The following is a 26,969-nucleotide window of genomic DNA, read 5'->3' as shown; positions in this document are numbered from 1 at the left end:
TTATTTGTTCACATCAAGAACCTGGCGGCCGCGATAGAAACCGCACTCTTTACAGATATGGTGATAGCGATGCAGGGCACCACAGTTTTCGCATTCAGCTAATGTAGGCTCTCCAATCTTATGGTGAGAGCGACGCTTCCCTTGTCGGGATTTAGAATGTTGTCGTTTAGGATGTGCCATTATGAAATAGTGGTAATATTGCTGTTAATTCTTTAATTCTTTCAACTTTTTCCACCGAGGATCTACAATCTCGGAATCGTCATCATCTTCTTCTGTATCCCCAAAAGATTTTGTCTCAAAATCTTTTGGCTTCCCTTCGTCGTCAATAAACTTGGGATGCAATTTTTTAACAGGAACATTCAGAAAAATAGTATCACGGACTTCGTCTTCAATACTCAGAGAGTTCGAAGAGAAATTAAAGCGCCTTACCGCCCCATTTTCATCTTCCTTTTCCTCTTTCACATCAACCTTGAATACAACTTCATAGTCAGATTCTATGGGTTGAATATATGGTTCTAACGAACGATCACATGTTAGCTCAATATCAGAACTAACGTGGAAGTTAACCCGAATAAAATGAAGCGTACGGTAAAATAGGATCTCTACCTGACCCCCGACAAAAGTATGCGGAGATAAGTCAAGATCTTCATCGGAGAGTGCGACTGTTCGTCGACTTTCTCCTTCAGGTATTTCTACTATGTTAAATTCAAGTTTTGACATATCCGTAATAGCTAGCAAAAATATGAATAATTGGGTTTACCTGCAATCAATTAAACAACCCAAATAGTCGCTGCTCTACCAGGCCAATAATCTGTCCCAGATCTTCTTTATTATTTACAAAATCGAGGTCATCAGTATCAATAATAAGCTTTTCATGTGGATAACGGTCGATCCAATCCTCATATAACTGATTGAGTCGTTCCAGGTATTCGATCCGAATTGTGTTTTCATAGTCCCTGCCCCGCTGTTGAATTTGATCAACCAGAGTTGAAACCTGCGCGCGAATATAGATTAAAAGGCCCGGCGGTTCCAGGTAGTCTGTCATCTCTTCAAAGAGGGCTTCATAGTTTGCAAAGTCCCGATCGCTCATTAATCCCATGTTGTGCAGGTTCTTTGCAAAAATCTCAACATCTTCATAAATCGTTCGATCTTGTACAAAACGCCCCTCCTGTTCCAACATCTGTTTTTGATGACGAAAACGACTGGACAAAAAGTAGATCTGCAAATTAAAGCTCCAGCGACGCATATCCTCGTAAAAATCGGATAAATACGGATTATCATCTACCGATTCATAAAATGCTTTCCATCCAAAGTGCTTGGCCAGCAAGCCGGTTAGCGATGATTTTCCCGCCCCTATATTACCTGCAACGGCAATAAACTGTAGGTCTTCTGAAGGACTGGTTCCTGGCTGCTTTATTTTCTTGTCTATTGACATACCCTGTTATTTTCCCAATAGTTGATACATTTCACTTTTATAATCTTCGACGCCCGGCTGGTTAAATGGATTGACATCCAAACTATAGCAATAGACGGCCGTGAAAAGCTCATAAAGATAAATAAACTCACCGAGATGTTGAGCATTTAATTTCTCTAAATTAACGACCACAGAGGGGACTCCCCCTTTGACGTGGGCTTGAATTGTGCCCTCAAATGCGCCTCTGTTAATTTCGTGCAATCTCATACCGGCAAGATAGTTGAGCCCGTCATTATTTTGATCTGCCTCATCTACTATTAAGGTACCCGTGGTTTCTTCTACTGTAATAAATGTTTCCATTACCGTTCGGGCGCCATCTTGCATAAACTGCCCCAAGCTATGCAGATCCGTTGAATAAGTGGCAACGGTTGGGAACATGCCATTTCCGTCTTTACCTTCACTTTCACCCAGCAATTGCTGGAGCCATCCGCCCAACGATTCAAGCTGTGGCTCAAAAGAGGTAAGCACATCTACCGTTTTCCCCTTTTGGTATAGCGCATGCTTCACCGCAACGTAGTTAAGCAGAGATTGCGGATCTTCTTCTAATTCTTCAAATTTTGAGACTGCCCCATAAAACAGGCTACGAATATCGATACCTGCCACAGCAATGGGTAACAACCCTACCGGTGTGAGTACCGAAAAACGCCCTCCTACATTGTCGGGGATAACAAATTTCTGAAAGCCGTATTCATCAACCAGCTTATTGAGAGCACCGCCTTCGGCACTTGTAGTACAGATTATTCGATCTTGCAACGAATCCGGATACTGATCACTCATCCAGCTTCTGATAAATCGAAAAGAGAGTGCCGTCTCAAGCGTAGTTCCGGACTTCGATATCACATTACAATACACACTCTTAGGCTTGCCATCTGCCTTGGGCTCTGCCAGGTACTCTAATAATTCTTCGAGATACTGTCCGCTCATATGATGACCGGCATAAATAATTTCCGGACCTTTATTTCCGAAAAATGATGACAGTGCATCGATAACTGCGCGCGCACCGAGGTATGAACCACCGATTCCACAAACGATAAAAATATCAGCTTCTTCTCGTATTGCTGTAGCCAAACTATGAAGTTGCTCAAGAATTGCATCATTCGGATCACTTAGCAGATCTCTCCACCCTAACCATTCCGCACCTTCGCCATCTCGCTTTTCTACCGTTTTAAGTGCCTCAGATGCTTTTTTTCGACCTCCGTCGAACTCAGCATTGCTTAAAAACGCTTTAGCTCTACTTATATCAAGCTCAATCATTATCGATTACACTATTTAGAAATTACTATTCAAACTCTATATTAGTAGCTGTTATCAGCTTTCAGAATTGATGGGGTATAAAACCTGAATAATTACTAAATTTCAACTTTTATTTTCGGCCCCAATACCTAAGTGATCCAAAATGCTTCATGATTGACACACAGCTAGAAAAAGCAACTAAGTTTAAACGCAAGCAGAAGAAAACGCTTCGGAATATTACCGCTCCCGTCAAAGGTAATTTATCTGAATTCCGTACTTTCTATAAGAAAGCACTGCGTACTGATGTGTGGGTCTTAGATAAAGTTGTTCAATATCTACTTCGGCAGAAAGGTAAAGAGATCCGCCCTACCCTTGTATTTATGTCGGCTCGCCTATTTGGCGAGGTCAACAAGCGGAGTTATGTGGCGGCTACGATGATTGAGTTACTGCACACTGCTACGCTTATCCATGACGATGTTGTGGATGAGGCGGAAGTACGACGCGGATTCCTGAGCATTAATAAAGTCTGGAACAATAAAGCGGGGGTTTTACTGGGAGATTTCTTGCTTTCCAAGGGCTTGCTTACTGCACTGGATCATGAAGAATATAAACTGTTGAAAGTTCTTTCCGAGGCTGTACGGCAAATGAGCGAAGGGGAACTGCGCCAGTTCAAAGCCGCTCGCCTCTTTAATATGGATGAAGAATACTATTTTAAAGTAATTTCTGAAAAAACTGCCAGTCTCATCGCTTCCTGCTGTGAATGCGGTGCTATCTCCACGACGGACGATCCCCAAATGCATGAAAAAATGCGCAATATCGGCAAATGGACCGGCATTGCATTCCAGATCCGAGATGATATTTTTGATTATGGTGTCAACGATATTGGCAAACCCAAACGAAATGACATTCAGGAACGCAAGGTAACTCTTCCTTTTATTAAGGCTCTCGACAATGCTTCTACCCTGGAAAAAGTAAGGGCGCGATACCTGATGCGTAAACGTCGGAAAAAGAAATCTGATATTGATAAAATTGTTTCTTTTGTACACGATAAAGGAGGCGTAAAATATGCTCGGTCTATCATGAATGATTATGCGAACCGTGCTCTTGAAGCGCTCTCCGACCTTCCTGCATCCGAGGACCGGGCATCTTTTGAAGATCTTATCAAGTTTATTATTGAGCGTAAAAAATAACGCCTCCCGGCACATGGATACTTATACCGTTGAACAGCCGATGATCTTTCTCTCTGATGCACATCTTGGGGGATTTTCGGACTCCACCAATGATCGTATTGAATCGGAGCTAATCCAGCTTATTAATTACTGTCAGCGCAACCAGATTGGTATTGCCATACTGGGCGACCTTTTTGATTACTGGATGGAGTATCCCGATACCGTACCTAATGTAGGAAAAAGAGTACTAGAGCGATTTTCTGCTTTTAATAACGATATGGGACCTACTCTACTTATTACAGGTAACCATGATAACTGGACACGCGATTATTTGTGTGACCTGGGATTCCAGCTCGAGCATGAACATAAAATGATCCAAATTAATGACAACCTCGTGATGACCCTTCATGGGGACGGCCTTGCTGATGGTATGCTGCAACTCCCCCGCCCCTCTCTGCACCGGCTGTTACGCTCTGATAGATTTATTTCCCTGTTTCAAAACTTGCTTCCTCCTCGCTTGGGTATCGCAATTATGAAATATTTTTCCCGACTTACCCGTTTATTGGAATGGAACCCAGAGAAAGAATTAAAGTTAAACAAGTGGGCACGCAACACACTAGAGAGCACCGAAATTGATATCATTTTGTGTGGGCATGACCATATACCTCGACGAAAAGAATTTGACTTCGGAACCTATATAAATTTGGGTACCTTTTACCGGCATCGAACAATGGTCTATTATAATAATAGTTCTATGTCTCTCGTTTCTTGGGTGCCGCAACTGCAGTCTCTACAACCATTTGAACAACACAATTGATGAGTAACTCAGATTACGAAAATGAAATGGATCGGTATTTCAACGATCCGGAATATCGTCGTAAAAAAAGCCAAAAAGGCAATGATGACTCTAAAAAAGAAGAAGCTTCTTGGATATGGGGTCAAACAAAAAATAACATTTTAAAATGGACGGGCATCGTTGTTGGCGTCTTTATTATTGGCTTTACGGGCTTTACCCTTTACCTGATGCAGGGACTCCCTTCCATACAACAGCTTGAAAATCCCAAAACTGCCATCGCCTCTGAACTGTTAAGTCGCGATGGGGTAGTACTTGATCGATATTATACCGAAAACCGCACCTATGCCCCTATCGAAGAGATGTCTCCCCATATTGTTGATGCACTGGTAGCAACCGAGGATCATCGATTTTACAATCACTGGGGCATTGATATGATTCGTACACTTGCTGTGCCCTGGCACTTAATCAATGGCCGCATACAAGGCGGATCTACCATCACCCAGCAGCTGGCCCGAAACCTATACAAAAAAATTGGACGAGAGTTTTCCATCATCCGAAAACTCCGGGAGATGCTTACCGCTATACAGCTGGAACAAAACTATACCAAACGAGAAATCATTGAGATGTACCTCAATACCGTGCAGTTTCCCAATAGCGCTTATGGCATTGAGTCTGCCGCACAAACCCATTACGGGAAACAGGCCAAAGATCTTACTATATCACAAGCAGCCACGCTTATAGGCTCTTTAAAAGGGGTTTACCTATACAACCCACGAATAAATCCCAAAAACTCCAAGAATCGCCGGAATACGGTACTTTATTTGCTTAACAAAAGAGGCTTTATCAGTGATGCGGTATACAGCAAGCTCCGCGAAGAACCTATAGCATTAGATTATCATCCCCCTTCAAAAGCAGGACAGGAAAGTCGCTACTTTGGAGAGTATATTCGCAAGAAGGTTGATAAATGGACAAAGAAAAATGGTTATGACCTGTATACCGATGGTCTTCGTATTTACACCACTATTGACTCCCGACTGCAGCGTTATGCCGAACAGGCCCTGCGCACCAAACTCGATTCTATCCAGACAAAATATGAATGTGAATGGACCACAGGTAATGCTCCAATATCTACCTGTAAAAGAGCTATTAAAAATGGTAAATACATGCAACGATTCTGGGAAAAACATCCACGATTTTTGCGCGAATTTATTCGCGATACCGATCGTTATAAAAATTCCTTTTCGAAATATGATACCGACCAGGAATCGGTCGTTTTTGATTCTTTAATGGCCGACAGTGCTTACCTCGACTCGGTAAAGCGTGCTAAAACTCGTCTGGAAGCGGGTTTTGTGGGCATTGATCCCAATAACGGAAATGTCCTTGCCTGGGTAGGTGGATCCAACTACGGTGATGTGCAGTTTGATCATGTGTATCAGTCGAAACGTCAAGCCGGTTCTACTTTTAAACCGTTTGTGTATTCTGTAGCCATTGATAACGGCTACAAACCCTACCACAAATTTTCTAAATACCCGAGTGTATTTTATGATCGCAGCGGCAAGGCTTGGAAACCCACAGATCCTCATATCCCCTCAGGACCAAAAATGATTCCATTGAGGCAAGGCCTGGCCCGTAGCTTAAATAACGTAACAATTCGGTTATTACCAGAACTTGCGGGAAATCCCAATACCAATAAATATGAGGATCTCATACCTGCAGCACGCAAAATAAAGCAAATGGCGACAAATATGGGGATTGATCTTTCTGATACTCAAGCTTACCCTTCTATCGCACTCGGTACGGCAGAGGTTTCCCTGCTGGAGCTGGTAAGTGCCTATACGACTTTTGCCAACCAAGGAGTTCATATCGATCCTATTGCTATTACGCGCATTGAAGACAAGGAAGGTAACGTCATCAAAAAGTATCGCCCGGAATACAGAGATGAAGTCATAAGTTCGGAAACGGCCTATATGATGGTTGATATGATGCGCGGTGTTATTAAAGGCGGAGATGGTTACTATGGAACAGGTGTTCGACTACGTAATGTCTATAACGTACGCCAAGATGTTGCCGGGAAAACGGGTACGACTCAAAACAGTGCTGATAACTGGTTTGTCGGCATGATGCCCCATATGGTAATGGGGTCTTGGGTAGGCGGTGCAAACCGGATGATTCGATTTCCCGAAAATACCCATATTGGACAAGGAGCGCGTTCGGCACTGCCTATTGTTGGTAAGTTTATAAATTTGGCTTCTGACGATCCTAAAGCTCCATGGAGTTACGATTCTTTTGAGCAACCGCCGGGCTTTGTGATGCCTAAAGATCCCGACAGCACAGGAAATAAAGACACCGGAACCGGTCGTATTGGATGGTGATTGATTGAGTATTGAGATTGTGAGATATGAGATGTGAGACTATGAGATGTGAGGCTATGAGAGGTGAGATTTGTGGTGGTTGTTAATTCTGTTGCCTCTTCTCTCCCTTATCCGGTATCTTGAATCTGATTCCCTTCTTATCCATCAGATTTCATCCTCAAGCTTGCTTACTCTTCTCTTATGCCCGTGGTCTTTTAGCCGTCAGGATTGCTCCCTTAGCCAGCCCAACCGACAGCGACGGTCTTGCCCGTACACCAAACGATTACTCCTGCTATTTAGGCTCATAAATAAAAAAGGCAACCTCTCTCGAGATTGCCTTTCAGAAATTATCAAAACAGTATTAACTACTATTGCGTGCTTACGCTAAAATCAGCAGCTAACTTAAGCCGGTTCTCAGCACGTTTGAGTGCCTTTCTTGCTCGCTCCTTATCGATATCAGAGTCGTCGGCTTCGAGGCGTTCCTTGGCACGCTCCTTGGCGTCCTTAGCTCGCTCTACATCGATCTCCTCTACCAGTTCTGCAGCTTCAGCAAGTAATGTTAGTTTGTTATCAACCACTTCAACGAAGCCGCCGGTGACAGCAAATTGCTGCTCTTCACCGGTTGCTTTGCGAACAAGAATTTCTCCCACTTCAAGTGAAGAAATAATGTTAGCGTGAAGCGTTTTAATCTCAAAACTGCCCATTTCTCCGGGCACGCGAACTCCGGTCACTTCTTCATCAAACAAAGAACCTTCCGGAGTAAGTATTTGTGCTTTAAAGCTAGTCATGGATTACCTCTATTCTGCGGCTTCGGCTTCTTCTTCAGCTAATAGCTCTTCGCCTTTCTCTTCAGCTTCTTCTATGGTACCAACCATGTAGAATGCCTTCTCAGGTAAGTGATCAAGCTCACCGTCGAGAATCTTCTTAAAGCCTTTAACCGTATCATCAACGCTGATATACTTACCAGGTTGACCAGTAAACTGCTCAGCTACAAAGAACGGCTGACTCAAGAATCGCTGAATACGCCGTGCGCGAGATACAACAGTTTTATCTTCATCAGAAAGCTCATCCATACCCAGAATTGCAATAATATCTTGCAAGTCTTTGTACTTCTGTAGTATCTCAATTACACGCTGTGCGGTCTCGTAGTGCTCTTCTCCTACGATGTGGGGATCGAGAATACGAGAAGTAGAATCCAACGGATCTACAGCAGGATAAATACCAATCTGTGTTAATGCACGACTCAATACTGTCGTAGCATCCAAGTGAGCAAAAGTGGTAGCCGGCGCAGGATCAGTCAAGTCATCGGCTGGTACATATACTGCCTGTACCGATGTAATAGAACCGTTTTTAGTAGAAGTAATACGTTCTTGAAGGTCCCCCATTTCAGTAGCCAATGTTGGCTGGTACCCTACCGCAGAAGGCATACGTCCCAGAAGTGCTGACACCTCTGAACCTGCCTGGGTAAATCGGAAAATATTATCAATAAAGAGCAGAATATCTCGCGAAACTTCTTCACGGAAATACTCAGCCAGAGTCAATCCGGAAAGTGCTACACGAGCACGAGCCCCCGGTGGTTCGTTCATCTGTCCAAATGCGAAAGTAGCTTTGGACTCTTTCAGGGCATCCATATCAACCTTGCTCAGATCCCACTTGCCATCCTCAAATGCTTCTTTAAACTCTTCTCCGTAATCAATAATGTCAGCTTCGAGCATCTCACGGATAAGGTCATTACCCTCACGAGTACGCTCACCGACACCGGCAAATACTGAAAGACCACCGTGTCCCTTCGCAATATTATTAATAAGCTCCTGGATAAGAACCGTTTTACCTACACCGGCACCACCGAAAAGTCCTGTTTTACCACCTTTAGCATACGGGCAAAGCAAGTCAATAACTTTGATACCCGTTTCAAGCATTTCAGTAGATGTTGCCAGATCTTCAAAATCGGGTGCAGATCGGTGGATAGGATAGCTGCGATCACCTTTTGGCGGCTTAATACCGTCAATAGGTTCACCAACAACGTTAAATACTCGTCCACGGATGTCTTCACCAACGGGCATAGAAATAGGAGCACCGGTATTAACGACCTCCATTTCACGAACCAAGCCATCGGTAGAGTCCATCGCAATCGTACGAACACGATTTTCGCCGAGATGCTGGGCAACTTCCAGATAGAGTTTAGAATTGTCTTCTCGTTCAATATAAAGTGCATTGAGCACCGGAGGAATGTCTCCCTGATCAAAATCGACATCCACAACCGGACCAATCACTTGGGCAACGGTTCCTTTTTTCATTATTTATGTTCGATTGTAAAGGGTTAAGTTTTGATAATTTCTTACGTTTTAATAGCGCATTATTCCATAGTTCTGGAAGTGGCAAAAGGTAGGATTTTTCCGGGGAAAAGGCAAAAGGAATCACAGGTTGAATTATGCACGAGAAAAGAAATTGTTTTTTATCTAATCAGATAAAAACCGATTGGGCTTCGGGCTCAAAAAAACTTCTCTTGCCTGCAGCACTCAATACCTTCTTTATTTAGAGCAACAATATTCATACCCTACATTTTTAAGGAATTTACCCTCCTTATCAATAATTTACTAACCTGTTTCCAGGTACTGATGCACACCATCTGTTATTTATCTACATATAAAAGAGTGAGGTTATGAAATTATATCTTTACAAACCTGTCAACAATATTTCATCTTCCTGCTCACGAAGGCTATTCTTACTGTTTATATTTCTGTTTTTTAACACCATGGCAGAAGCTCAAGACCTGGACGTGCCATATGTCTCTACGCCCAAAAAGGTTGTAAGCAGGATGCTGGAAGTTGCCGATGTACAACCCGGCGATTATGTAATAGACTTGGGCTCCGGCGACGGTCGCATCGTTATTGCCGCTGCGTTACGCGGGGCCAGCGGTCATGGCGTTGAGCTTGATCCCAAACGTATAAAAGAAGCACGTACCAATGCCCGGGAAAAAGGCGTAGATAAGCAAATAATGTTTGTAGAAGAGGATATCTTCAAAACAGATTTCAGCAACGCCTCCGTCATAACGATGTACCTGTTACCGTCGCTGAACAAAAAATTACGCCCTAAACTGCTACAAACACTCGAGGCCGGCACCAAAGTAGTATCGCACAGTTTTGATATGGGCAGCTGGAAGCCGGATAAACAAGAAGCTTTTAAGATTGAAGGGAGCAGTCACACGCATAATATCTTTTTTTGGGTGGTACCGGCCCAGGTTGAAGGAAACTGGCAATGGTCTGTCGCTGAAAAAGAATTTTCAATGAAGATATCTCAACAGTTTCAAAAAATTAATGTACAGCTAAAAGACAATAGTGGCTATTCCTACGAGATTAAAAGTGCTCATATAAACGGTCGCAGAATTTCAATACGGGCTACTGATAGTAGTAAATATTTTATCTTTAGCGGAAGAGTAGAAGGCAATAATATTAACGGCATCATGCAGGTTCACACTAATAGTAAGACAAGCCTATCTGATTGGAAACCCAACAGGCAAAAATAAACAGCTCGATACCTACTCCAAATTAATCACAGTATGTAACTGATGGAAAAAAATAACTCGGGCCGCCCCCTACCCATTTTCGGCAATATTGGTGCTATTGCAGTAATCGTAGGCATAGTAGTAGGAATTGGTATTTTTCGCCTCCCAACAATGGTTGCCCAAAATTCAGCTTCAGGCATCGAGTATCTTAGCTTTTGGTTAGCCGGGGGACTTATCTCTATTCTCGGCGCCTTATGTTACGCAGAACTGGCAGCAAACCATCCGGATGCCGGAGGCGAATATCACTTTTTAAGTGAAGCATTCGGTCCCGGTATAGGATTTCTATTCTCTTGGGGACGTATGACGGTCATCCAAACCGGGTCTATTGCACTGGCCGCCTTCATATTGGGAGACTATGCTACGGTCATCTATGACCTTGGCCCCAACAGCGAAGCGATTTATGCAGGCTGTACCGTTATTGGACTCACAGTTATCAATATTTTAGGTACCCGCCCCTCAAAAAATATGCAAACGATAGCAACGACCCTCATCATAGGATTACTGCTAGTTGCCGGTTTTACGGGCCTTTTGTCAGCTCCCGCATCTGCTGAGGTACCAGAAACCCCTGCCTCCACTTCTGTAGGCACAGCTATGATTTTTGTACTGCTCACCTACGGCGGATGGAATGAGGGCGTATATCTTTCGGCAGAACTCAAAGACGTCCGAAAAAATATATCCCGTGTACTAATAATTGCGCTGGGAACCATAACAATAATTTACCTGCTTGTTAACAGCGCATATCTGCACGTATTGGGGCTTGAAAGCCTGCGAAACTCCGATACCATTGGAGTATCCTTAATTAACCAGATTACCGGTGGGCACGGATCATATGCCATAGCTATACTAGTAATACTTTCGGCCCTCTCTACAGCCAATGCTACTATTATAACCGGGGCTCGGACAAACTATGCCCTGGGGCGTGACTTCCCCATCTTTAAAATTATCGGGCGATGGACAGATACCAGCAATGCTCCTGTCAATGCCCTTATCGTTCAAGGTATAATCACAATCGGGCTCGTTATTCTTGGTAGCTTTACCCAAGAAGCTGTTTCTACAATGGTCGACTACACCGCGCCCGTATTCTGGTTCTTCTTTTTACTCACTACCGCCTCCCTATTTATTTTCAGGAGGCAACCAAACTCTCGTGACCGTTACTACAGTGTACCACTGTATCCTCTTACTCCCATTATCTTTATAATAGTCTGTGCCTATCTACTGTATTCAAGTATTGTCTTCACCGGCTGGGGTGCCCTGCTGGGCATAGGGATATTACTGCTTGGATCTCCATTTTACTTTTTTTCACAACGCTATTCATCATCAGAATAACAACATATACTAGCCAGATCAAAAATTTGGCAATTATCCATTAGCAACTCCCCTCCTAATCCCGTATTTTTTGCAACCTGTTCGACCTGCAAACATTATTATTTTACATCAGCAGCATTGGGCTAAATACTCAGAATGATGAAGGCCCGAAAACCTTATTGTAATACTCAAAGTTTAACCCTAAAAAGGATATCGCATTGGATACTGAAGCATCTGCTCGTACTGTCAGCGTAGAAATATTAATAGAATTTGATGAGAACAATGTTCTCAATTACGCAAAAGCGGATCGACTTGAATCGCGTGGACGTGCCGAAGTACGCGAATATGTTCAAAATATTTTAAGGCGTCGCAGTTATCTCGACTTTTTGATTGACCAATTCTCCAACGTCAAGATAGATGAGATGAAGTCCAGCCTTAAGAACATTTTACGACTGGGCGTCTACGATATGCTTTTTATGGACAGTACCCCCGACTATGCGGCTATTAATGAATCTGTTGAGATTGCAAAGTACGAATTGGGATCACGTACAGGTGACCTTACCAATGCTATCTTACGCAACCTCCAGCGCGATATTGACAACCTTCCAAAGCCTGATTTTGAAGATCGTACCAAACTGGTTGCCACTACCTTTTCGCACCCCGAATGGTTAGTAGAACGTTGGACCAATCGCTTTGGTGAACGTGAGGCCTTTAAGTTGATGCAGGCCAACAACCAACGGCCGGTCTATTATATCCGGGCCAACAACCTCCGCACCAAGACCAAGAACTTTAAGCTGCGGATGGAGAAGAATAATATAGAATTCCAGGAGAGCGACTGGCTGCCCGGCTACTTCCAGGTTGAAAGCGTAGCACCTTTTATTTCTAATGGATGGCTCAACAAAGGATTTTGTCAGGTTCAAGATATTGCTGCAGGCTTTGCACCATACTTGTTGGACCCGCAGCCCGAAGAATCAATTTACGATCTCTGTGCTGCACCGGGAACAAAAAGTGTTCTCATGTCTGACCTGATGAACGGTGAAGGTGATATTCTAGCTGTAGATATTTCTTCTGAACGTCTGGATAACCTGGCACAAAGTGCGCTTTCCTATCACGCTGAAAATATCCGGGTGCGCCGAGCTGATGTGACCGAACTGGAACTCGATGATGAAGCAGACGGCGTACTCCTTGATGCACCCTGTACCGGAACCGGTGTCCTCAGCAAGCGTGCCGACCTGCGTTGGCGTCGTGACAAAGAGGGTCTTGAAAATGCTATTGAACTTCAGGCCAAGCTCTTAGATTCCGCTGCCAAGATGGTTAAAAAAGACGGACGTCTCGTTTACAGTACCTGTTCGCTCGAAGAGGAAGAAAATATGGAACAGGTCATGAACTTTCTGGATCGCCACGATAATTTTGAAATGCAATCGGTAGAAGGTTACGTACCCGAAGAGATTATGGCACACGGCGGGCTTGCTTACCAAACGCTGCCTCACAAGCACAACTGTGACGGTCACTTTGGTGTATTGCTGAAGCGTGTGAAATAACAAACAGCTTAAATATTTTACTTCACATAATGTAGAGTGATTTCTAAGGATCACTCTACATCTTCTTTCCTTTTTCGTATCTTCCCGATCTTAAATACTGTTAACATAAACTCGTAAAAAGGTTTCTTTAATTTTGGATAAATCCACGGCTTCTCAAGACATCCCAAAACATTTTAACCCCGGCAGCATTGAAGACAAATGGTACAGCTTCTGGGAGGATAACGGTTTTTTCCACTCTGAACCCGATGATCGAGAATCATATACAGTCGTTATACCGCCTCCTAACGTCACAGGCGTACTGCATATGGGGCACATGCTCAACAATACCATTCAGGATGTACTGGTACGCCGTGCCCGTATGCAGGGGAAAAATGCCTGCTGGGTTCCCGGTACCGACCACGCCTCTATTGCTACCGAAGCCAAAGTGGTTCAAAAGCTGCGAAAAGAAGGCATCACCAAGGCAGACTTAACACGCGAAGAGTTTTTAGAACACGCCTGGGACTGGACCGACGAACACGGCGGCATCATCCTGCAACAGCTGCGTAAGCTTGGGGCCTCTTGTGATTGGGAGCGCACGCGCTTTACCCTGGAAGATGATCTTTATGAAGCCGTTATTGATTGCTTTATTGAACTCTACGATCGGGGCTATATCTACCGCGGTAAGCGCATGATTAACTGGGACCCCGAAGCCCAAACGGCACTCTCAGATGAAGAAGTCATCCACCGCGAAGAGCAGTCCAAGCTTTATCACGTCCGTTATAAGATTAAAGACAGCGACGAATGGGTCACCATTGCTACCACTCGTCCCGAAACCATTCTTGCCGATACCGCCGTATGTGTTAATCCCGAAGATGAACGTTACGAAGACCTCATTGGCAAAACGGCTATCATCCCGATGGTTGAACGAGAAGTACCTATTATCGCCGATGATTATGTGGATATGGAGTACGGTACCGGCTGCCTGAAAATTACGCCTGCCCACGATGAAAACGACTATGAAATTGGGCAAAAGCACAATCTTGATATCATTGATATGCTCAATGCTGACGGAACGCTCAGTGAAGAGGCCGAGTATTTTATCGGAACAGATCGTTTTGAAGCCCGTGATCTTGTCATTCAAGACCTGGAAGAATCGGGACAGCTTGTTGATGTTGAAGAGATGACCAACAAGGTTGGATATTCTGAACGTACCGATGCCATCATTGAACCCCGCCTTTCGCTGCAGTGGTTCTGCAAGATGGATGAGCTTGCTAAGCCCGCCCAAGAAAATGTAATGAACGACAATATCCAGTTTCATCCTTCGAAATTTAAGAACTCCTATAATCACTGGATGGAGAATATCCGCGACTGGTGTATCTCCAGACAGCTCTGGTGGGGCCAACGCATCCCGGCATGGTATTACGGGGATGGCAAGAAGGATTACGTAGTTGCGAAAACGGAAGATGAAGCAATTGAAAAAGCCCGTGAGAAGTCCGGCAATGCAGATCTCAGCAAAGATGATATCCACCAGGATGAAGATGTATTAGACACATGGTTTTCGTCATGGCTGTGGCCCATCACCGTTTTTGACCCAGAATTTATTCGCACCGGCGAAGCCAATGAAGAGCTGGAGTATTACTACCCCACGCAAGACTTAGTAACAGCACCCGAGATTATGTTTTTCTGGGTGGCTCGTATGATCATTGCCGGCTATGAATTTGAAGGCGAAAAACCTTTTAGCAACGTCTACTATACCGGCATTGTCCGCGACAGCCAGCGTCGAAAGATGTCGAAATCACTGGGTAACTCTCCTGATCCCATCAAGTTGATGGAGCAGTACGGCACCGACGGTGTTCGGGTGGGAATGTTGTTCTCCTCCCCCGCAGGAAACGACCTGCTTTTCGAAGAACAGCTCTGTGAGCAAGGCCGAAACTTTGCCAACAAGATCTGGAATGCTTTCCGGTTCCTCTCTATGAACCGTAGTGAAGAGACAACAATTTCTGAAACCCTTGAGATTGATGAAGATAACCTCGTGGATCGCTGGATGCTTTCCCGTGTCCATGAAACGATTTATGCCATCAATAAAGACATGGAATCGTTCCGTATCAACGAGGCCCTGCATAAGATCTACTCGCTCATCTGGGATGATTTCTGTGACTGGTACATTGAGCTGATTAAAGCTGACGAACCGGGTGCTAATATTCCGGAAGAACGCCTGAGCCGCGGCTTCAACTTCTTTGAAAAGCTGATGAAGCTTCTGCATCCTTTTATGCCATTTATTACCGAAGAGATCTGGCATCACATTCGAGAGCGCCGTAATAATGAGGACGCAATCATCGTTTCTTCGTGGCCCGCATTTGATAAACAGGCTGTGTCAGATTCGGACCAAGCTCTGTTTACCCTTATCCAGAAAATGATATCAGCAATACGAAATATACGGGCTGAGTTTAAATTAAGCCCGAAAGATGATATCAATCTGATCATTAAGGCCAGAGATCAAAAAACAGCTAAAGCCCTTCATGAGAACGAATGGATCTTCCATAAGTTACAGGCTATCGCAACCTTTAAAGCAGAAGCAGAGCTTGAAAAACCGGGAAAATCTGCCTCTGCCGTTATCGAGGGCACAGAATTATTTGTACCTCTGGAAGGACTTATTGATCTTGATAAAGAACGAGAACGAATCCAAAAAGAGATTGACCGTCTGGAAGGATTTCTTAAGTCTGTAGAAGGCAAACTCAACAACGACGGATTCGTCAACAATGCTCCCGAAGAAGTAGTGCAGCGCGAACGACAAAAGAAAGAAGATACCGAGACCAATCTCGAGAAACTTCGTGCCAATTTAGAAGAATTAGACCAATAGAACAGCACAGTCTGACAAGCGAGCACATACTATTCAGTTGAATCAAATGATGTATGTGCTGGCTTCATATACTTAATTCACGTTCTATAAAAATATTTCAGAAATACCTATGCCCAAGGAACCGGATTTTATTCATGATTTAAACAAGCAGCAAAAACGTGCTGTTCGCCACAGCGAAGGTCCCCTCCTTATCGTTGCCGGGGCCGGCAGTGGTAAAACGCGGGTACTCACCTACCGTATTGCTTATCTCATTCAGCAACAGAAAGCTGCTCCTAATGAGATCCTTGCTCTCACCTTTACCAATAAGGCCGCACGAGAGATGAAGCAGCGTATTCAGCAGTTGATCGGCGACCAAGCTAAAAAGCTGTGGATGGGAACATTCCACTCTGTGTTTTCTAAGATACTTCGCTATGAAGCAGAAAGAATTGGATTTACCTCCGACTATTCCATCTACGATATGGATGATGCGAAGAATGCGATTAAACAGATTCTTAAAGAGCAGGGATACGATCCCAAAGAGGTAAAACCCCGCATTATCCAGCGGCGCATCAGCGATGCCAAAAATGAGCTTATTAAACCGGACCACTATAATCAGAAGTTTGTCCACAGTACGCTGGACGATATTACAGCAAAAATTTATGGCATTTATGTAGAGCGGCTAAAGCAGAATAATGCTATGGACTTTGATGATCTGCTCATCAAACCGATTGAATTGTTCGATGAGCATGAAGATGTTCTTGAAAAGTACCAGGATCGCTTCAAGTATATCCTTATTGATGAATACCAGGATACCAACCACGCCCAGTATAAGGTTACGAATATGCTGGCCAACAAGTATAAAAACCTCTGTGTAGTCGGTGACGATGCCCAAAGCATTTACTCTTTCCGCGGTGCCGATATTCGTAATATTCTCGACTTCAAAAATGACTACGAAGAAGCGGTAAAGATTCCCCTTGAACAGAACTACCGCTCTACCAAAGCTATTTTAAAGGCCGCCGATTCGATTATCAAAAATAACTCACAGCAGCTTGATAAAACACTGTGGACCGATAACGGGATGGGCGAAACCATTACCGTGCTCGATAATTATGACGAACGTGATGAAGCAAATCGTGTAGCTGATTATATTCGGGATCTGAAGGCCCGCAAAGGATATGATTACAGTGACTTTGCGATACTCTATCGTACGAACTACCAAAGTCGCGTGTTTGAAGAGACCTTCAGGCGTAAAGGTATTACCTATCAGCTGGTGGGCGGACTTTCATTCTACCAGCGTAAAGAAGTTAAAGATGTACTGGCCTACTTAACGCTATTGATAAATCCCGACGATGACACCAACTTGATGCGGATTATCAATGAACCCTCGCGCGGTATTGGCAATAAATCTCTTTCTGACCTGATGGCCAAAGCGCGTGAATCGAACCAATCGCTGTGGCGTATCCTTGAAAATGTTGAAGAGGCCGATGTTTATAAGCCGGCAGAAAACAGTGTTAAAGAGTTTGTTGCGATGATTAATGAGCTTAAACAGGATCTTGCCAGTGGCAAGAAGCTTATTAACGTGACAAAGAAACTATTGGAGCGATCGGGATATATGAAAGCATTGGTTGAGGAAAATACGCCCAAGGCGATGACCCGTCGTGAAAATATCCTGGAACTGGAAAATGCGATCTCCTATTTCGAAAAGAATAATAACAATCCAACGCTAAGTGCTTTCCTTCAGGAAATCAGCCTTATCACCGATACTGATAAATATGATGAGGAAAAGCCGGCCGTTACCATGATGACTGTACATGCTGCAAAGGGACTCGAATTTCCAGTTGTCTTCGTTGTAGGACTTGAAGAAGAACTTTTCCCGGTAGGCAGCCGCAACAACGAAGAGGTTAATATTGAAGAAGAGCGTCGCCTGTTTTATGTGGCAATAACCCGGGCCGAAGAACAGTTATTCTTTAGTCACTGTCGCAGCCGATATAAGTACGGCGAAGAGCAGCGTAAATTACGCTCCCGGTTCCTTGATGAGGTCAGTTCTGATGTTGTGCGAACTGAAACCGGATCCTCAATAAAACAGGATAAAGAACGCTTTTTAGGCAAAAAAAATAATAAGGACAAAAGCAGCTCCAACAACGGTAATACAAAGGTAGAATACGACTGGAAAAAACCACTCTACAATAAAAATAATCGATCATCTAATAATACCCAGATACACTACGATAACCCAGATGAAGACCCTTTCCAGGTAGGTGCCAAAGTAGAGCATGATGTATTTGGGCCCGGAAAGATTATCAGTCGAAGTGGTAAAGGAGAACGCACAAAAGTTGTAGTCTTCTTTAAAGGCCGGGGTCGTAAAACCTTGATGCTGAGAGTAGCAAAACTCCAGGTCATCGGTTAAAACATACCTATCACCTTTAGTACATGACTAAAAACAGATATTCAACGAGCTTTATTTATTTAGCAGTCATCATCTTGATGATTCTCGGGGGGGCTATACCCTATATCGCTAAAGCTCAACCTGTTTTGGGAGCTCGAAACACCGCTTTAGGAGGAGGGGGCACTGCCTACCTAACCGGGTATGAAGCTACGTTTTGGAACCCAGCTAACTTGATGGTTCATGACCGCTCGGGACAGTGGCATATCGGTCTGGGCCATGCTGGAATACTACACGAGTCGGTACTATCGACAGAGGCTGCAGACAACCAGTATTACAATTTTACCGATGCCTACTACCCTTTCCAACTAAGTGCCGTTACAATAACAGATCGGCAAAGAGAAACCATATTAGACAATAACTACCCCTCTGATCGCCTAACTTCGCAGTACCAGACACGGGCAGATGTTATTTTAGGCGGCGCCCTTTGGCAAAGAGAAAAGGAAGCTTTTTCTATTGTAGCTCGTGCCCGCTTTGCTTCTCGCATTGTAGTGGGGCGCGGGTGGTACTCAGATAAATTTATTGAGTCTGAAGGTGAACAAGTTCGTGATTTTACTCTCGAACAGCATAGAAATCATCTTTATGAGATTTCCTTTGGCTATGCCCGGGAATTTACCTTTTTCAATGGACTATCCCCCCAAATTAACAAAATCCATATTGGCATAGCTCCCAAACTGGTACTTGCCGGTCCCGGCATGAATATGAAGTACGATGCGCGCTATATTCGACCGGAAGACGGGTCAATCCCCTCTTTTGTAAGCTCATTCTTTTACCAGTCAACCGGTAACTACTCCAACGCTACACAAGCATATAGAAATGGCAGCTCTGCACTGGCAAGCATTAATCGAAATTTTGACCGACAACTGGTAATTGAAAATACCGGCTATGGAGTGGGAGTTGATTTTGGTCTGACATACATTATTCCACTGGGCAATGATTTTTCAACTATAAACGCCAGCGGAAAAGAATCAGTAACCTCAAAATCTATTCGTATAGCCCTCTCTCTCAATGATGTCGGGATTATTCGACACCGCAACAATCCAGTACAACTAGAAACACCAAAAGATACGGTCTCTGCTTCTCAACAAGCTATTGCCAACTCCATGTTTATTGGATCCAATGGGCAGTATCTCTCCTATTTTGAGCAAGCAACCGACCTGAGCAATCCTATTTTAAATAGCAAAGAAAATAATCAACAAGAGTTTAATACCCTGTTGCCGACCTCAATAAATGCCGGTATTATGATTGAATATTCTCGGCTTACCCTAATGGGTGATCTCACCTTAGGGCTTAAAAACAATGCTTTTACTAATACAAAACTAGCTGTTCATTTAGGACTTGAAGCCTACCCACTGAAACGGGTACCATTACGTGTGGGCACACGGCTTGCCTCTGGGTTGCCTACGCAGGTTGGATTGGGAACGGGAATTGAATTGCGCAACTGGTCCTTTAATGTGGGTACCCAGGTACTAATCCGAGCTCGAACATTAACCTCCGAATTTATAGGTGGAGCCTTCGCAGGTTTGAAATTTCATTTTTAATATACCGACAATTTCCTGCCAACCTGTCAACCTATAAACCAATAGACCTAACATTTTGTTATTTTGCCAGTAACTATGACTAATTGGTAGATGCTTAAGGATTGGCTCTTTATTTGCATCATATAAAGTCAAGAATATAAAAACTTTGATTAAATTATTGCTTTTTCATGAAGAATATCTTCAATAATGTTGCTGATTTCGAAGATTTAGAAGACCAGTTCGATGATTTCGAACAGGCGATACCACTAATGTCTGAGGAGGAAGAAAAGGAATTAACGCAGTCCGAAATTCCGGATGAACTGCCCATTCTTCCCCTCAAGAATACAGTATTATTTCCCGGTGTCGTTGTCCCTATTACGGTAGGACGAGATCGCTCTCTCAAACTGGTTAAAGATGCTTATGAATCTGATAAAACCATTGGTGTAGTAAGCCAGAGAAAAGAAGAGGATGAAGACCCTGACGGGGAAGATCTCTACGAGATCGGTACCGTAGCACAAATTCTTAAGCTCATAAAAATGCCCGATGGCAGTAAGAGTATCGTCATCCAGGGGAAAACGACATTCAAGGTTGATGAATTTTTACAGAAAGACCCCTATTTCAAGGCTAGTGTTGACCCCTTTCGACAACAGATGGATCTTGAGGGCGTTGAACTTGATGCCTCTATTCGATCCGTTAAAGAGACCGCCAGCAAAATTGTAAACCTCTCTCCCAATATTCCATCGGAGGCTTCGGTTGCCATTAACAATATCAGCAGCCCTACCTTTTTGCTTAATTTTATCTCTTCAAATCTCAACGTATCTACTGCAGAAAAACAGGAGGTTTTAGAGACCCAACAATTTTCTGATCGTATTGAGCTTGTAATGGAGTACCTCAACAAGGAACTCCAGGTATTGAACCTCAGCGAAGAGATTCGTACCAAAGTAAAGTCGGATATTGATGAACAGCAACGTGATTTTTATCTGCGCCAGCAGATGAAGGCCATACAAGAAGCCCTTGGCGAAGACGGGCAACACCAAGAGGTAGAAAAGCTGCGTAAACAGGCAAAAGAAAAAGAGCTTCCCGAAGAGGCCCAGGAAACGGTGGAGAAAGAATTAACACGACTCGACCGTACCCCAAATTCATCTCCCAATTATGGAGTCATCCATAATTATATTGAATGGATTCTGGATCTGCCCTGGGAAAAATACTCTGATGATAATCTTGATCTCGATAACGCCCAAGAGGTTCTTGATGATGACCACTACGGCTTAGACAAGGTAAAGAAACGTATTATTGAGTACCTAGCCGTATTGAAGCTAAAAGACGATATGAAGGCGCCTATCCTCTGTTTCTACGGCCCTCCCGGAGTTGGTAAAACCTCGCTCGGTAAATCGATTGCCCGTGCCTTGAACCGTAAATTTGAACGCTTTAGCCTGGGAGGAATCCACGACGAGGCCGAAATTCGAGGACACCGCCGTACCTATATTGGGGCTCTGCCCGGACGTATTATTCGTGCAATGAAAAAGGCGGAAACCAGCAATCCGGTAATGATGTTGGATGAGATTGACAAGGTAGGCTCCGATTATCGCGGTGACCCCACCTCTGCCCTGCTCGAGGTTCTTGATCCTGAACAAAACGACAGCTTTGCTGACAACTATCTTGAGTTGGACTACGATCTATCCAAGGTACTCTTTATTGCTACGGCAAACTCATTAGATACCATCCCGGCCCCACTGCGCGACCGGATGGAGATCATCAACATCAGCGGTTATACGCTGCAAGAAAAAACCGAGATTGCTAAAGAGCACCTGATGCCTAAGCAGATCAAGGAAAATGGCCTCAAAGAAGAACAAATTGACATTACAGAAGAAACGATCAAAAAGATTATTGAGGAACACACCCGAGAATCAGGTGTTCGTTCGCTCGAACGAAAAATAGGATCGGTCTGCCGGGGTGTTGCCGCAAAAATAGCTACCGGTGAAGAAGGTCCGCATAAAGTAACTCCGGAAGAACTTGACGATTACCTCGGTAAACGAAAGTACTTCAACGAAGTGGCCGAACGCACCAAAGTTCCGGGCGTTGCAACAGGCTTAGCCTGGACTCCTTACGGCGGTGATATTCTCTTTATTGAGGCAAGCGTCTCAAAAGGAAGCGGGAAATTACATATCACCGGCCAACTGGGTGATGTCATGAAAGAATCGGCCATGCTGGCCATGTCTTATCTGAAGGCTAACTCTGAGGAGCTGAATATTCCCGACGAGGCTTTCAAATATTGGGACCTCCATATTCACGTTCCTAAGGGAGCAGTCCCCAAAGATGGCCCCTCTGCCGGAGTTTCTATCTTCTCGGCAGTAGCATCCATATTTACCCAGCGTAAGGTCAAAGGAACCTTGGCCATGACCGGAGAAATTACACTTCGCGGATTAGTACTGCCTGTAGGCGGTATCAAAGAAAAAGTACTGGCTGCCAAACGAGCCGGTATCCAGAAAGTATTACTTCCTCAGAAGAACGAAAAGGATGTAGCCGAAATCGAAGAAGACGTGCTCGGTGACCTTGAGGTGCAGTATCTCGAGCGGATGGATCCGTTGTTAGATATTGTCCTCGAAGAGGAGACAGTAGTTGAACCCGCAGAACGCTTTAAGGTAAGTGATACCTATAAATCACAAAGTAAAAAAGGAGCAAAATCTAAGGATGCTTCCCAAGAGACAATAGTTATGGATTAGCATCCGTACCACAGACTGTTTTTGAAGTCACCTCGATTTATCGGGGTGACTTCTTTATTTTAGGCTAGTTAAACTTTGAATCAACAAAAGGTAACGTTTGGAATATCGAGGACGAGTCGTAGAATCAACAGGTCGCTGGTACGAGGTATCCTATAAAAAGGATGACGAAACGACCCACATCAATTGTCGGCTTCCCGGGCGGTTTCGGCTTGAAGATCACGCTCTGACTAATCCTATTGCTGTAGGCGACTATGTGCATTTTACTATTAATGATGATGGCAGCGGCAGTATTGAAAAGATTGAGGATCGAGAGAACTATTTAATACGGGAGTCTACTCATCACCAGAAGGGGAATCAAATTTTGGCTGCCAATATCGATGCCGCTTATGTCGTTGTAGCCGTAAAATTGCCAAAACTAAAGCCGCAATTCCTGGATCGATTTCTTGTTACCTGTGAGGCCTATCAAATTCCCGCTCGTATCGTAATAAACAAGATGGATTTGGCTGATGAAGAAGACAAACGCTCGATCTCTTATTTGACGGAACTCTATGAATCACTCGGCTACGAAGTACTTACCACCAGCATTGAGTGGGAAGACACGCTTGAAAATCTTAAAGAAAGCTTGAAAGGCATTACCTCGGTATTTGTTGGCCCCTCTGGAGTAGGAAAAACGAGTTTACTCAATCGTATTAATCCCGGTATTGACCGTAAAGTCGGCAACGTATCAACGTATAATGAAAAAGGGAAACACACCACTACTTTTGCTAAAATATTACCGCTTGTCAATGAGGGATACCTCGTTGATACGCCGGGAATTCGCGAATTTGGGCTGGTCAATATAGATCCCTGGGAACTCTCACTCTTTTTCCCCGAGATGCTTGAACCACGTCAGCGATGTAAATTTAATAACTGTACACATAGCCATGAGCCCGGTTGTGGCGTTATTGGGGCATTTGAGGAGGGGCACATTGACCCCGGTCGATACGATTCATACCTTAACATTCTTGATTCTCTAAAAGACGATTAAGCACTAGAGAGTTAATAGGATATTATGTAGTATTCGTTGTACAAATAAAAAGGGTTTACAATTAAATAAGAATAAAATATCTATAAGCTATGAAATTAAGATTCAGAATTTTATTTATCGGACTGTTCATCGGGATGATTGGCTTTGCAACAATACCGGCTAAAGCCCAACTCGGCGACGTTGGTCAAATTTTACAGTCAAGTACAGACGATGCTAATGCATTAGCCAAAGCATACCTACAACCGTTTGGTACCGGATTTGGTGCTGCTTTGAATACCGGCTGGACAAATACGGCTAAACCACATAAAAAGCTTGGGTTTGACCTTACTATAAGTTCCGGACTTGCGATAGTACCTGGCGGAGACAAATCTTTTGATATACAAAACCTAAATCTTCAACAAGTAAAAGTTGCAAGTGGTGGCGATATTGCTCAGACCATAAATGGAAAGGATATAACAGGTCCTACCCTTGATGTTTATGCTGATCCTGATGGCCCTGGTGGGGTTAGTGAGCAAAAAGTATTTGATTTCAACATGCCTAAAGGGACAGACTTCGGATATGTTCCGTCACCAATGATAAAGGCCGGTGTTGGACTTATTAAGGATACTGAACTAATGTTCCGATATATGCCTGAAACAAAAATAGGAGATTTCGGATCTTTTAACCTATTTGGTGTGGGCGCTAAACATGGCCTTAACCAGTGGTTACCGGGTGGAGGTATGTTACCTGTTAACCTCTCTCTTATGTTTGGATATACAAACATGGAAGTGGGTTCAGGATTTGACGTAACGGCTGAAGATCTTATTGAAGGTCGCCAAGATATAAAAAACACGTATCCAACTTCGACCTGGGATGGTCAAAAGATCACGATGAACACAGACGCATGGTCAATAAATGCACTAGTTGGTAAAACATTACCCATGATATCAATTTATGGTGGAATAGGATATGAGGCTTCTACATTTAATGCCAAAACCCCTGGTTCTTATCCTACCGTTGAAGGAAATCCTGATTATATTAATGATCCAAATAATAATAAAAAATTTATTATTAAAGCCGTTGAAGAACCACTTGATATTTCTATTGAAGGTGATAATGGATTTCGCGCACTTGCAGGATTCCGATTCCGTTTTGCTATTTTCCACATCTCGGGCTCCTATACCCTGTCCAATTACTCCAGTTACAATGTAGGATTTGGGATAAGCTTCCGTTAAAGGACAAAATAAGAATTACTTTTTTAAAGGGAGTTCATTTTGTGAACTCCCTTTTTTTATTGTACCCTTCGGCGTAAATACAAGGTGCAAATATTGATTACTATTCCATTGCTATGTTGGACGAAATACGACTGCTTTATCTTCTAGATCTTTTTGGCGTCTCTGTTTTTGCTATCTCCGGGGCGTTAGCAGCAGGACGTAAAAGCCTTGATTTGTTAGGCGTTGTCATTATTGCAGTTGTCACAGCTATTGGAGGAGGCACTACCCGCGACCTGCTTCTCGACCGGCACCCTATCTTTTGGATTGCTGATCCCACGTATCTCTCGGTGATAATTGTATCAGCCTTAGCCACCATCTGGTATACCCGACATAAAGCACCTCCAGAGAAAGCCCTACTATTGGCTGATGCCTTGGGGCTTGCTGTTTTTACCATTACGGGTGCACAAATAACGCAAGAAGTTATTTCCAATGGGGTAATTATTGTTATTATGGCTGCTATTACCGGTACTGTCGGCGGATTAATTCGTGATGTGTTATCCAATGATATTCCCATGATTATGCGCCGTGATATCTATGCCACCGCAGCCCTGGCTGGTGCTACCGTTTACCTTTTATTACAGTTTACCGGTTTATCTTCGGTAACGAACATCATTATCGGTATGGGAGTGGTCATTGGCCTGCGCTTGGCGGCTATTCAATGGGAGCTACACCTGCCCCGCTTTAGACTGGAAGAGTGATAATATTACTGCGAGCAAAGAATTTTTTAAGCATTTTTTCTCATATTAGAAGAAACATCCTTAAAAAAGATAGATACTATGAGACCTCTAAAAGTGATCTTATTACTGCTATTATTTTCGGGAAGCGCTGGCATAATCCGAGCTCACCACTTGAGAGTCCCACAAATAACCATTGCCCAAGAGATACAAGATCGTAAACCCATCAAGCCCGATACCTCCTTTTCTTCGAATGTAGGCAATGTTTATTGTTATACCGTTATTGAGGGCGCCAGTGATTCCACAGAAGTATACCACGTATGGCATTATAAGGATGAAGAAAAAGCCCATATCCCACTAACAGTAGCATCTCAAAAATGGCGCACCTGGAGCTCCAAATCAATACTGCCCAGCTGGACAGGGCCCTGGCGCGTAGAAGTTGAAGACAGCAACGGAAATGTGATTGCTAAGAAATCATTTTCTATAAGCGAATAAATTACTCAAAAACATTCAATTTAGGATTTTTTCTTTTTTTTCTTAGATTAAGATTACTAATTAACCTTAAGTCAAGATATATTTTTATGAAACATTCATTAAGAACAGTAGTTATACTCCTATTCTCATTAATATTTTTTAGTTGCAATGTAACCGATAAAAAGACGAAAGATAATTTAGATTTGTCGGACGTTGAATATGATCTCAATATTGATTTTTCCAAACATAAGCATCCTCTCAACAAGGGTACTGATCAGTTGGTAAAAGAACTGGCGGATTATATTTATGATAACAAAGTGAATTCAGATGAAAGGATTAATACCTTTAGAATAAGAACGGAGAATAAAAAATTATTAATCAACTATCCCATTAAAAATTCACCGAATGTTAAATCCCAAAGTTATTTTTTAGCAGAGCCCTGTAAGCCTAAGAAAAAAACCTGTAGATCTGAAAAATGTGTTAAAAAAGCACTTAAAGATATAATTGGGGATGGAGACAGGGATGTTAATATTGAATATGACCGTAAAATGTTTAAGGTTGAAATAAAATACACGTATCAAGATTGCTGATAGTGTAAAAGGG

General features: G+C 43.4%; 21 protein-coding genes. 15 read left to right on the top strand and 6 right to left on the bottom strand.

The features are described from left to right. Genes rpmF through G3569_RS01075 form a run of 4 tightly spaced genes read right to left on the bottom strand, consistent with a single transcriptional unit; the run spans position 1 to position 2,728 of the window. Positions 1 to 180 carry a 50S ribosomal protein L32 gene (rpmF, locus tag G3569_RS01090; protein ID WP_165265201.1) on the bottom strand — a complete coding sequence of 60 codons (180 nt, stop codon included), beginning with the start codon at positions 178 to 180 and terminating at the stop codon, positions 1 to 3. A gap of 24 nt (positions 181 to 204) precedes the next feature. After that, positions 205 to 720 (bottom strand): YceD family protein, encoded by a 516-nt coding sequence (locus tag G3569_RS01085; protein WP_165265199.1) that lies wholly within the window; start codon positions 718 to 720, stop codon positions 205 to 207. A 46-nt stretch (positions 721 to 766) separates the two neighbouring features. Beyond that, entirely contained in the window at positions 767 to 1,435 is a 669-nt protein-coding gene (locus G3569_RS01080; RefSeq protein WP_165265197.1) for a deoxynucleoside kinase, read from the bottom strand. 6 nt (positions 1,436 to 1,441) lie between these two features. Continuing rightward, positions 1,442 to 2,728: a glucose-6-phosphate isomerase gene (locus tag G3569_RS01075; protein WP_165265195.1), complete on the bottom strand. Its 1,287-nt coding sequence runs from the start codon at positions 2,726 to 2,728 to the stop codon at positions 1,442 to 1,444. Positions 2,729 to 2,877: 149 nt separating this feature from the next. Here G3569_RS01075 and G3569_RS01070 point away from each other — a divergent pair, with 149 nt between their 5' ends. From G3569_RS01070 to G3569_RS01060, 3 genes are read left to right on the top strand one after another with little or no spacing between them, the layout of a single operon-like run. Further along, positions 2,878 to 3,897, top strand: a complete 1,020-nt coding sequence (locus tag G3569_RS01070; RefSeq protein ID WP_165265193.1) for a polyprenyl synthetase family protein — start codon at positions 2,878 to 2,880, stop codon at positions 3,895 to 3,897. Between the two features lie 13 nt (positions 3,898 to 3,910). Next, positions 3,911 to 4,693, top strand: coding sequence for a UDP-2,3-diacylglucosamine diphosphatase (locus tag G3569_RS01065; protein WP_165265191.1), 783 nt, complete (start codon positions 3,911 to 3,913; stop codon positions 4,691 to 4,693). After that, positions 4,693 to 7,044, top strand: coding sequence for a penicillin-binding protein 1A (locus G3569_RS01060; protein WP_165265189.1), 2,352 nt, complete (start codon positions 4,693 to 4,695; stop codon positions 7,042 to 7,044). Before G3569_RS01065 ends, G3569_RS01060 begins: the two co-directional genes overlap by 1 nt. Before the next feature lie 347 nt (positions 7,045 to 7,391). On the opposite strand, the gene G3569_RS01055 is transcribed toward G3569_RS01060, so the two are convergent. Together G3569_RS01055 and atpD are read right to left on the bottom strand one after the other, a co-directional pair. Then, the gene (locus G3569_RS01055; RefSeq protein ID WP_165265187.1) at positions 7,392 to 7,811 is read right to left on the bottom strand and encodes a F0F1 ATP synthase subunit epsilon; all 420 of its coding nucleotides are present in this window, start codon (positions 7,809 to 7,811) and stop codon (positions 7,392 to 7,394) included. Positions 7,812 to 7,820: 9 nt separating this feature from the next. Next, positions 7,821 to 9,320 (bottom strand): F0F1 ATP synthase subunit beta, encoded by a 1,500-nt coding sequence (gene atpD / locus G3569_RS01050; protein ID WP_205719970.1) that lies wholly within the window; start codon positions 9,318 to 9,320, stop codon positions 7,821 to 7,823. 458 nt (positions 9,321 to 9,778) lie between these two features. Between atpD and G3569_RS01045 the strand changes: the two genes are divergently transcribed. The 12 genes from G3569_RS01045 (at position 9,779) to G3569_RS00990 (ending at position 26,956) form a co-directional block, all read left to right on the top strand. Continuing rightward, positions 9,779 to 10,549, top strand: a complete 771-nt coding sequence (locus tag G3569_RS01045) for a methyltransferase domain-containing protein (RefSeq protein WP_205719969.1) — start codon at positions 9,779 to 9,781, stop codon at positions 10,547 to 10,549. A gap of 42 nt (positions 10,550 to 10,591) precedes the next feature. Further along, entirely contained in the window at positions 10,592 to 11,914 is a 1,323-nt protein-coding gene (locus G3569_RS01040; RefSeq protein WP_165265183.1) for an APC family permease, read from the top strand. 197 nt (positions 11,915 to 12,111) lie between these two features. Next, on the top strand, positions 12,112 to 13,434 hold the full coding sequence (gene rsmB, locus G3569_RS01035; RefSeq protein ID WP_165265181.1) for a 16S rRNA (cytosine(967)-C(5))-methyltransferase RsmB: 1,323 nt from the start codon (positions 12,112 to 12,114) through the stop codon (positions 13,432 to 13,434). 133 nt (positions 13,435 to 13,567) lie between these two features. Further along, positions 13,568 to 16,273, top strand: a complete 2,706-nt coding sequence (locus G3569_RS01030; protein ID WP_165265179.1) for a valine--tRNA ligase — start codon at positions 13,568 to 13,570, stop codon at positions 16,271 to 16,273. 109 nt (positions 16,274 to 16,382) lie between these two features. After that, positions 16,383 to 18,659, top strand: coding sequence for an ATP-dependent helicase (locus tag G3569_RS01025; protein ID WP_165265177.1), 2,277 nt, complete (start codon positions 16,383 to 16,385; stop codon positions 18,657 to 18,659). Between the two features lie 23 nt (positions 18,660 to 18,682). Next, positions 18,683 to 20,236, top strand: coding sequence for a DUF5723 family protein (locus tag G3569_RS01020; RefSeq protein WP_165265175.1), 1,554 nt, complete (start codon positions 18,683 to 18,685; stop codon positions 20,234 to 20,236). Between the two features lie 167 nt (positions 20,237 to 20,403). Further along, a complete protein-coding gene (gene lon, locus G3569_RS01015; RefSeq protein WP_165265173.1) occupies positions 20,404 to 22,938 on the top strand; it encodes an endopeptidase La in 2,535 nt (844 codons plus the stop codon). Between the two features lie 97 nt (positions 22,939 to 23,035). Next, on the top strand, positions 23,036 to 23,965 hold the full coding sequence (rsgA, locus tag G3569_RS01010) for a ribosome small subunit-dependent GTPase A (protein WP_165265171.1): 930 nt from the start codon (positions 23,036 to 23,038) through the stop codon (positions 23,963 to 23,965). 89 nt (positions 23,966 to 24,054) lie between these two features. Continuing rightward, a complete protein-coding gene (locus G3569_RS01005) occupies positions 24,055 to 25,179 on the top strand; it encodes a DUF6588 family protein (RefSeq protein ID WP_165265169.1) in 1,125 nt (374 codons plus the stop codon). Positions 25,180 to 25,292: 113 nt separating this feature from the next. Continuing rightward, a complete protein-coding gene (locus G3569_RS01000; RefSeq protein ID WP_165265167.1) occupies positions 25,293 to 25,916 on the top strand; it encodes a trimeric intracellular cation channel family protein in 624 nt (207 codons plus the stop codon). A gap of 78 nt (positions 25,917 to 25,994) precedes the next feature. Next, entirely contained in the window at positions 25,995 to 26,387 is a 393-nt protein-coding gene (locus G3569_RS00995; RefSeq protein ID WP_165265165.1) for a DUF2914 domain-containing protein, read from the top strand. A gap of 86 nt (positions 26,388 to 26,473) precedes the next feature. Then, complete coding sequence (locus G3569_RS00990) at positions 26,474 to 26,956, top strand: hypothetical protein (protein ID WP_165265163.1); 483 nt, start codon at positions 26,474 to 26,476, stop codon at positions 26,954 to 26,956. The last annotated feature ends 13 nt before the right edge of the window (positions 26,957 to 26,969 follow it).

The sequence above is a fragment of the Fodinibius halophilus genome (genome assembly GCF_011059105.1).
Taxonomy (GTDB): domain Bacteria; phylum Bacteroidota; class Rhodothermia; order Balneolales; family Balneolaceae; genus Fodinibius; species Fodinibius halophilus.
The sequence above is the reverse complement of the archived record's forward strand: the minus strand, read 5'-3'. Positions and strand labels throughout refer to the sequence as shown.